Source organism: Fretibacterium fastidiosum (assembly GCF_000210715.1).
In the GTDB taxonomy this organism is placed as follows: domain Bacteria; phylum Synergistota; class Synergistia; order Synergistales; family Aminobacteriaceae; genus Fretibacterium; species Fretibacterium fastidiosum.
In genome coordinates, this window is sequence record NC_021038.1 from 1,819,548 (window position 1) to 1,827,044 (window position 7,497).

The window sequence follows — 7,497 nt, forward strand, 5'->3', positions numbered from 1 at the left end:
CCCGGACCCGGAGGCCCTTGAGCTGCTTTTGAGAAAGCTGCAGGTGCTCTAATTATGGAGAACAGCTACCTGCTTGGAATGGCCGACCTGGTGGTCGCCAACGCGCCTGCAAAGCTGGTGACCCTTGGCCTCGGCTCCTGCATCGGCCTCGTGGTCTTCGACACCGTCGCCAAGGTCGCTGGGATGGCCCACATCATGCTCCCCAACAGCCGCGGGGCTCAGGGCCTCGAAAAAGGTTGGAAAGTTCGCGGACACGGCCGTGCCGGCGATCATCGACGAGATGATCCGGAAGGGCGCTTCGAAGTCCCGAATCAAGGCGAAGATCGCGGGCGGCGCTCAGATGTTTGCGCTCCCCGGCGCTCCGGCCGCCTTTCTGTCCGTCGGCGCCCAGAACGTCAAGGAGACGACCGCGGCGCTTTCGAAGATGGGCATCGTGCTGGTCGCCTCGGACACGGGGGGCAACAAGGGGCGGACGGTGGAGTTCTCGACGGAGAACTGGATGCTGAAGATCAAGACCCTGGGGAAGGGCGTCACGGATATCTGAGGAGCCGAGCTCTGATGCCAGCGCCCGGTTCCCGCGTTTTATGGTGGAGGTGACGCCTTGCGTCCGGAGGCCGCCGATGCGGCATTGTGGAAGGAGTACGCTGAGACCCGCTCCGAGGGGTGCCGGGAACGGATCGTGAAGCGCTATCTGCCCCTGATTCGGTACGTGGTGGGCCGGATGGTGGTGACGCCGCCGTCCGGCTTGGACTACGAGGATCTTTTGAGCTTCGGAATCTTTGGCCTCCTCGACGCGATCGAGCGCTTCGACCTGTCAAAGGGCTTCTCCTTCCAGACCTTTGCCGTGCCGCGCATTCGGGGTGCCGTGCTGGATGAGCTGCGCAAGTGCGACTGGTTTTCCCGAACGGGCCGGGAGAAGGTGCAGCGCCTCAACCGGGCGATGGAGAGGGTGCTGAGGGACCGTGGGCACCTGCGGGACGACTGGGTCATGCAGGAGATGGGCGTCGATGAGCGGACGTACCTCGAGGCCCAGGAGCTTGCCAGCCGGAGCTACATCGCCTCCCTCGACGAGGTCTCCATCCTCGAGGACGGAGAGGTCTCCATCGAGGCCACGCTGGCCGACGACCGGGAGGGGGCGCAGGAGCGCCTCGAGTCCGAGAGCGACCGGGAACAGCTCGTCGCTGCGATGAAGCGGCTCACGGAGAGGGAGCGGCAGGTCCTGTCCCTTTACTATTACGAAGGGCTTGCGCTGAAGGAAATCGGGCGCGTGCTGGGCGTGACGGAGTCGCGCGTCTCCCAGATCCATGGGCGCGCGTTGAGCGCGCTGCGGGCGGCGCTTCAGAGCGCGGAACCCAGGAGGGGCGTCCGGCGGCCTTGACCCGGCGCTGCCGGGGCCTCGAAGGCCGGCGTCCGGGGAGTGCGGCAAGGAGGGTGTGCAGTGGGAGATGCGAAAGCGAAGCTGAAGTTGGAGGCGAACGAGCAGGGGGTCTGGCTCTCCGCCTCCGGGGGGGACTTCACGCAGAACGACGTGGCCGGCCTCCTGAGGAACCAGGGGGTGCGCAAGTACGACCTGAAGGCCGTCGAGGCCTTTATCCGCACCAAGGGCGAGAAGCCCTGCAGGATCGCGCCGCGGGACCCCCTGGCGGAGCGGGACGCGGAGGTGATCGTGAAGCTCTCGCAGGACAACATGACCGCCTTCGTCCTGCTGGAGCCGCCCTTCTTCACGAAGCCCTGGCCCACGGCGGAGGGCGTTCGCCGTGCGCTGGAGGCCAGGAACGTGAGCTTCGGGATCGACGATGCCGCCATCCAGGACCTCGTGAGCCGGCGCTTTACGGACGACTACGTGGCGGTGGCCCGCGGCGTCCCTCCCGTGGAGGGCAAGAACGCCCGGATCGAATTGATCCTGGACCCGGACAGGCCGCCTGAGATCCGGGAGGGGGAGAAGATCGACTTCTGGAGCCGCAGCGCGCTGATCAACGTCCATCCGGGCGAGGTGGTGGCGGTGAAGCGCGCGGCGGTCCCCGGCCGGAACGGCTCCACGGTCGTCGGCATGACGCTTGCTGCCGCGGAGGTGAAGGACGCGGATTTTTCCTTCGGAGAGGGGCTGGCGCCGTCGGAGGACGACCCCCTGTCCCTCGTGGCGACGACGGAGGGGCAGCTGAAGAACCAGGGCGGCAAGCTGGTGGTGCTGCCGGAGCTTGAGGTTCGGGGCGACGTGGACTTCAGCGTGGGGAGCATCGACTTCACCGGCGCGGTCCGCATCAGCGGGTCGGTGCGGGAGGGCTTTCACGTCATCGCCAAGGGCAACATCGACGTGCGGGAGATGGTGGAGGGCGCGGAGGTGTACAGCGAGTCCTCCGTGACCATCAACGCGGGGGTCCGGGGCATGGGGAAGGCCACCATTCGGGCCGAGGGCGACGTGAATATCGGCTTTGCGGACCAGGCGACGATCCGCAGCGGCGGGACGATCACGGTGAAGAACGCCCTCCTGCACAGCCGCGTCTACGCGAAGCAGTCGGTCATCGTCCTCGGCGGCCAGAAGTCCCAGGTGGCCGGAGGCCGCATCGAGTGCGGCATGGAGTTCTCCTGTCAGGTGCTGGGCAGCGAGATGGGGACCAGGACGGAAGTCGTCGTGGGCTTTCCGCCGACCCTGATGGAGCGGAGGCGCGTCCTCCTGGCCGAGGTGGACCGCTGCAACGAGAACCTGGAGAAGATCGAGCCGAACCTGCTCTTCCTGAAGAAGCTGGAGGCGTCGGGCCAGATGGACAGCCAGAAGCGGGGTATGCTGATGAGCCTGATGAAGATGAAGTTTCAGCTTCAGGCTGCCGTGGAGAGCATGAGCGTGGAGATCAGGGACATCCAGCACGAGCTGGACGTCCTGAGCGAGAGCGGGATCGTCCGCGTCCGGGATATCTGCTATCCGGGGGTTCAGATCATCATTCGCGGCCTCACGTACCTGGTGCGGGAGAACTGCCGCTACACGGCCTTCGTCGCGGAGGAGGGCGCCGTGACGCTCAAGCCCTTCGACTACCGGCCCGCCGGGAAGGTCCAAAAGAGCTGACTGATATCGCTCTGTCCATACCTTTGAATGAATAGCGCGGGGCCGCCATCGGCGTCCTCCGGCGGAGGCCTCGCGCGCCCAAAGCCTTAGGGGGTGCTTGCATGGTCCAGCCGATCAGCCTTTTGATGTCGCAGTTTAACGTTGAGAACAGCGCACAGTTGACGCGGAGTGCCCTCGCGGCCGCCCAGGAGACAGGGCAGGGGCAGGAGGTGGTCCGCGACAGCCTGAGGCGCACCCAGATGGTGCAGGCCAACGAGGCCGCCGCCGGGGTTCGTAAGGTGCGCCGCCGTACCGACGAGGAGGAGCGCGAGGGCCGCAGGCGCGACGCTCGGGACTCCTTCGGGCGCTCCGAACCGAAGGGGGACGCGGAGGCCGGAGCGGTCCATGAGGCAGCCGCCGCGAAGGTCCAGGGCAAGGGCTTTGACTTCTATGCCTGAGGCGGCACAGCGGGGCACGGGGGCGAAGGAGCTGGAGGTGGGGTTTGCGTGACGGCATCGAATAACGGCCTTGGCTACATCGTGGTCGACGGCGAGGAGGGCCAGTTCCGTGGCGCGTCGTTGGTGGTGGACCTTCGGGGGATCCCCGTGGACTTTCGATACACGGACCCGATCCGCCCGACGAAGCTGGAGCGCATCCTCTACGGCAGCGCGCTGGACGTCTACCTCAGGGAGGAGCTGATCCTGCAGAGCCTGCTGGGGGCGGTGGAGACGAAGCCGCAGGTCTGGATCTGCGACGCGGAGGAGCTTCTGGCGCCGCTCAGGACGCTGGAGAAGGCGAAGTGCGTCATGCTCTCCGCCTCGACCCACTCGCCCCTCGAAAACGTCGGCAGCGTGGAGCCCATGGGGGACTCGAACGTCGTGCTGCTCCAGGCGGACGCGGTGAGCGCGCCCCTGCGCGCCGCGTTTTCCAGTGGCGTGCGGCAGGACGAGGTGCAGCAGACCGCCTCCCTATTGACGGATGCGGCGAAGACCATGGAGCTCCTGGAGCCATTCAGCCGGATCCGCAAGGCGCTGACCTCCCTGGGTGAGGAGTAGGGCGGTGGCGCTGGAGGAGATACGAAGCTATTTCGCCCGTCACGTCCTCGGCCGCCTGAGGGTGCGCTGCGGCACGCCGGCCATGGAGCCCCCCGCGGTGGGGACGCTGCGGCGCTCGGCGGAGGTCCATCCGATGCGCACCCGGATGCAGGTGAAGGCCCCTGCCCTCCTGTCCTTCCACGGCGGGATCGAGTGCTCGAGCCGGGGCTTTCGCTTCTCGCGGGAGCTGGTGCGTGTGCGTGGGGAGAAGGTGCGGCGGCGAGTCCCCACGGTGGCCGCGGTCCAGGCGTCCCTAGTCCGCGGCGCCCGGCCCAGGGACGGGCTGCGGCGGGCCCTGGCCCTCCCCCAGGAGCGGGTCAACCGCCTCACCGCGCGGACTCCCAGGCCCAACCTGCCGGGCGTGGCGGTGCTGGCGTGGTACGGTCCCCTGATCGAGGGAGCTGTGGTAAAATTGGCCCTGAACCGGCAGCGGGGAACGCTGTTTATCTGGTATAATCCTCGCAGCAGGCATTTCAAACCGGCGGGGCTGTTCCTCTGCAGACGCCTCGGCGCCGGGGCGAAGCCGGAGTGGCTCTGGGTGTGACGGGCGGGCCTGTCGCCCGATATTTTGAACTCACTAAATGGGGGTTTGTGTTGCAAATGAGCGAGGAGAAGAGGGAGGATACTTCTTCGGTCAGGGTGGGCGACCTGGTGGACTGCGTCGTGTCGCAGATCATGCCCTACGGGGCGTTCGTCAACCTGACAGAGTCCGGGAAGCGGGGGATGATCCACATCTCTGAACTGTCCTTTAACTTCGTCAAGAAGGTTGAGGACGTCCTCTCCCTGCAGCAGAACGTCAAGGCAAAAGTCATCAAGATCGACGACAAGGGACGCATCGACCTCTCCCTGAAAAAGGCGGAGGAACGTCCCATGGTGCAGGTGCCGCTCTCTCGCGACGAGAAGGACAGCTTCGAGAAGAAGATGGCCTCCTTCCTGAAGGTGAGCGAGGCCAAGATCGCGGACCTGAACAGCAAGTCGAGCAAGTCGGGCGCCCCTAGGTCCGGCCGCAGGAAGCCGGGCGGCGGGCGACCGCGCGGCTGAGGCGCGGTTTTTGCGGTGAAGGTCTATTTCGACCCTGTGGGGAGGCGGACGCCTCCCCTTTTTTACGCGCCTTTGACGGAGTCGGAACTGGAGCGGGTGTGCCGCCAGATGGCCGGGCATCGGTTTGATCCCTCGGTCGTTCTGGGGGGGGCCGCGCCCTGTCCGTTGGGCGGCTTCCGCGTGCTGGTCTGTGCGCCCCTCTCCAGGGCGGGCGGGGTGCTGAAGCCCTTCCCCACGACCTTCTGGCTGACCTGCCCGCACCTGAACCGCCGGGTGGGTACGGTGGAGTCCGCCGGAGGGGTGAGCGCGCTGGAGGCGTGGCTGACGGAGCGCGTGCCGGAGGCGTGGCTGCGTTACAGCCACCTCCACGCCCTGCTGCGACTGGGGTTGCTGGGAGTCAGGGGCCTGAAGGCCCTGCGGGCGTCGTGCCCCCCCATGCTGGAGGCCCTGGCCCGCGGGGGCGTCGGCGGGGTGCGGGGCGGTGGCTCGGTCCGCGTCAAGTGTCTGCACCTGCAGGTGGCCTCGTGGCTGGCGCTGGGGCACCATCCAGGCGCGGAGTGGCTTCAGGAACAGGGGCTGGGCAACCCCTGCGACGGCCGGATCGGGTGCGCGCTGCGGGCACCTCGCACAAAATACGGGATTTCCCCCCAAATCCACGGGCAAAGTTTTTAACGTGCGTCGGGGTCAAGTTTGCACATTTTTTACTGCACCTGATGGGTGCAAGGCTAGAGTCGGCTTAATCTGTACTACGACGAGCTTGATACCTGATAAGGTTGTCGCAACCTGCGGATTTGGGTTCCCCCCCAACCCACAGGCAAAGTTTTTAACGTGCGTCAGAAAGCGGTTTTATGCGTTTTTTGCTGCACCTGACGGGTGAGAGGTCAGAGTCAGGTTAACCTGTGCTATGACGGGCTTGATCCTTGATAAAACTGCTGCAACCTGTGGATTTGGGTTCCCCCATGCGCGGGTGGATGTTCAGGTAGTCCGAAACGTCCTTCTCCACGGTGAGGGTGACCGAGTCCGTGGCGGGGGAGCCGCTCATGGCGTTCGACTTCGTCGTGGCGCGGATGACCGTCGTGCCCAGGCTCAGGGCCACCAGGTTGCCGTTGTCGTCGATGTGCACCACGCCCGTGTTGCTGCTGCTCCAGGTGACCGGCACGGGGGCGGCGATCCTCTTGCCGCCCTGGTCGTAGGCTTCGGCGATCAGGCTGGCGGTCTGGCCGATGGACGTCAGCGTGTTGGGGATGCCACTGATGCGGATGGTGGCCAGGCCGCCCACGACGCCCGGGTTGTCCGGATCGCTGGGGGACCCACCCGTCCGCGCTCGTAGGCGCCGATGTCGTTGTCTCCCACCGAGGAAGTGTCACGGTCCTGACCGCGCTCATCCGTGTGCGTTTTACCCCCGTCGGCATTGGGGATTCCGGAGAAATAAATGACGAAGCGGCTGCTGGCGTAGCGGTTTGGAATACGATCCAGCAGCTTGTTGGGCGGGTTGGAGGGGACGAGCACCTTGAGGGGATGGGACGCCGCGCCGACCTTGACGTTACTTTCCGTCAGTTTGGGGTCCGCGCCGAAGAAGGCTGCCGGGGTGTTTTGGGCATCGATGCTGTCCTCATTGACGCTCTCGCTGGCCGGTCCGACGTAGTCCGTCCAGAGGCCGGAGACGTCGATGGGGCCGCTGCCGCCCTGCGTCCCGAAAACGTGCATGACGTTATAGCCCAGGGAGGTGATCTTTCGGCTTCCGGCGGAGAACACGTCGGCCCCGTGGGTGGCAGGGGCGTTGTTCCCCACGAGGACGTTGCCCATCATGCGGACCGCCACCCTGGTGTAGAGGCCGCCGCCGTTGCCGCCGGCCTTGTTGCCGACGAAGGTGTTGTAGAAGAGCGCCGTGCGCTCGTTATCGGTGCCATCGAGGGTGACTGCGCCGCCCTCGCCTGAGCTGCCGGCCTGGTTGTCGAAGAAGGTGCAGTTGGCGATTCGGGAAAGCGCAGCCGCGCTGAAGATCGCGCCCCCGTTACCCGTCGCGCACTCGTTGGCCTCAAACGTGGAGCGCACCACGGTGGCCTGGGCGCCGGCCAGGTTCAGGGCCCCACCCTGGCTCCCTCCCGCGGTGTTGTTGAGGAACGCCGAGTCCGATACCTCTATCGTGTTGGTGCCGGTGCCACCACAGGAGATGGCGCCGCCACCGGCAGGCGCTATGTTCTTGTCAAAGCAGACCTTTCTGAAGGAACTGGCGCCAGCGCCGCCGTCGAGGAAGACCGCGCCGCCGTTGGTGCCGGAAACGTTGTCCTTGAAGGTGCAGGACCGGACGTTCGTCCCGGC

The 7,497-nt window shown here is 66.1% G+C and carries 10 protein-coding genes and 1 pseudogene; 8 read left to right on the forward strand and 3 right to left on the reverse strand.

Going from position 1 to position 7,497, the window contains the following annotated elements:
• Positions 1–48: 48 nt before the first annotated feature.
• Positions 49–273, reverse strand: coding sequence for a hypothetical protein (locus SY1_RS12425; protein ID WP_243440640.1), 225 nt, complete (start codon positions 271–273; stop codon positions 49–51).
• Between SY1_RS12425 and SY1_RS12430 the strand changes: the two genes are divergently transcribed.
• The 8 genes from SY1_RS12430 (at position 260) to SY1_RS08500 (ending at position 5,847) form a co-directional block, all read left to right on the forward strand.
• Complete coding sequence (locus SY1_RS12430) at positions 260–544, forward strand: chemotaxis protein CheD (protein WP_243440641.1); 285 nt, start codon at positions 260–262, stop codon at positions 542–544. The two genes, SY1_RS12425 and SY1_RS12430, sit on opposite strands and share 14 nt — an antisense overlap.
• Positions 545–601: 57 nt before the next feature.
• Positions 602–1,378, forward strand: coding sequence for a sigma-70 family RNA polymerase sigma factor (locus tag SY1_RS08470; protein ID WP_208873430.1), 777 nt, complete (start codon positions 602–604; stop codon positions 1,376–1,378).
• Positions 1,379–1,438: 60 nt separating this feature from the next.
• A complete protein-coding gene (locus tag SY1_RS08475; protein ID WP_208873431.1) occupies positions 1,439–3,061 on the forward strand; it encodes a DUF342 domain-containing protein in 1,623 nt (540 codons plus the stop codon).
• Positions 3,062–3,162: 101 nt separating this feature from the next.
• A complete protein-coding gene (locus SY1_RS08480; RefSeq protein WP_015556780.1) occupies positions 3,163–3,498 on the forward strand; it encodes a hypothetical protein in 336 nt (111 codons plus the stop codon).
• Positions 3,499–3,546: 48 nt separating this feature from the next.
• Positions 3,547–4,095 (forward strand): hypothetical protein, encoded by a 549-nt coding sequence (locus tag SY1_RS08485; protein WP_208873432.1) that lies wholly within the window; start codon positions 3,547–3,549, stop codon positions 4,093–4,095.
• Positions 4,085–4,678: a hypothetical protein gene (locus tag SY1_RS08490; protein ID WP_208873433.1), complete on the forward strand. Its 594-nt coding sequence runs from the start codon at positions 4,085–4,087 to the stop codon at positions 4,676–4,678. The genes SY1_RS08485 and SY1_RS08490 overlap by 11 nt, the downstream gene beginning before the upstream one ends.
• Positions 4,679–4,734: 56 nt before the next feature.
• Positions 4,735–5,175, forward strand: coding sequence for a S1 RNA-binding domain-containing protein (locus SY1_RS08495; RefSeq protein WP_015556782.1), 441 nt, complete (start codon positions 4,735–4,737; stop codon positions 5,173–5,175).
• A gap of 72 nt (positions 5,176–5,247) precedes the next feature.
• The gene (locus tag SY1_RS08500) at positions 5,248–5,847 is read left to right on the forward strand and encodes a DUF501 domain-containing protein (RefSeq protein WP_208873434.1); all 600 of its coding nucleotides are present in this window, start codon (positions 5,248–5,250) and stop codon (positions 5,845–5,847) included.
• Between the two features lie 220 nt (positions 5,848–6,067).
• Here SY1_RS08500 and SY1_RS08505 read toward each other — a convergent pair whose 3' ends face one another.
• The gene (locus tag SY1_RS08505) at positions 6,068–6,454 is read right to left on the reverse strand and encodes an Ig-like domain-containing protein (protein ID WP_208873435.1); all 387 of its coding nucleotides are present in this window, start codon (positions 6,452–6,454) and stop codon (positions 6,068–6,070) included.
• A pseudogene (locus SY1_RS08510) lies at positions 6,406–7,497 on the reverse strand (hypothetical protein); the annotation flags it as partial. The gene SY1_RS08505 and the pseudogene SY1_RS08510, both read right to left, overlap by 49 nt.

What these genes read in the sequence shown, in the direction of transcription:
- SY1_RS08480 (WP_015556780.1), top strand. Translation starts at nt 3,163, where the DNA reads ATGGTCCAGCCGATCAGCCTTTTGATGTCGCAGTTTAACGTTGAGAAC.
- SY1_RS08495 (WP_015556782.1), top strand. Translation starts at nt 4,735, where the DNA reads ATGAGCGAGGAGAAGAGGGAGGATACTTCTTCGGTCAGGGTGGGCGAC.
- SY1_RS12425 (WP_243440640.1), bottom strand. Translation starts at nt 273, where the DNA reads ATGATCGCCGGCACGGCCGTGTCCGCGAACTTTCCAACCTTTTTCGAG.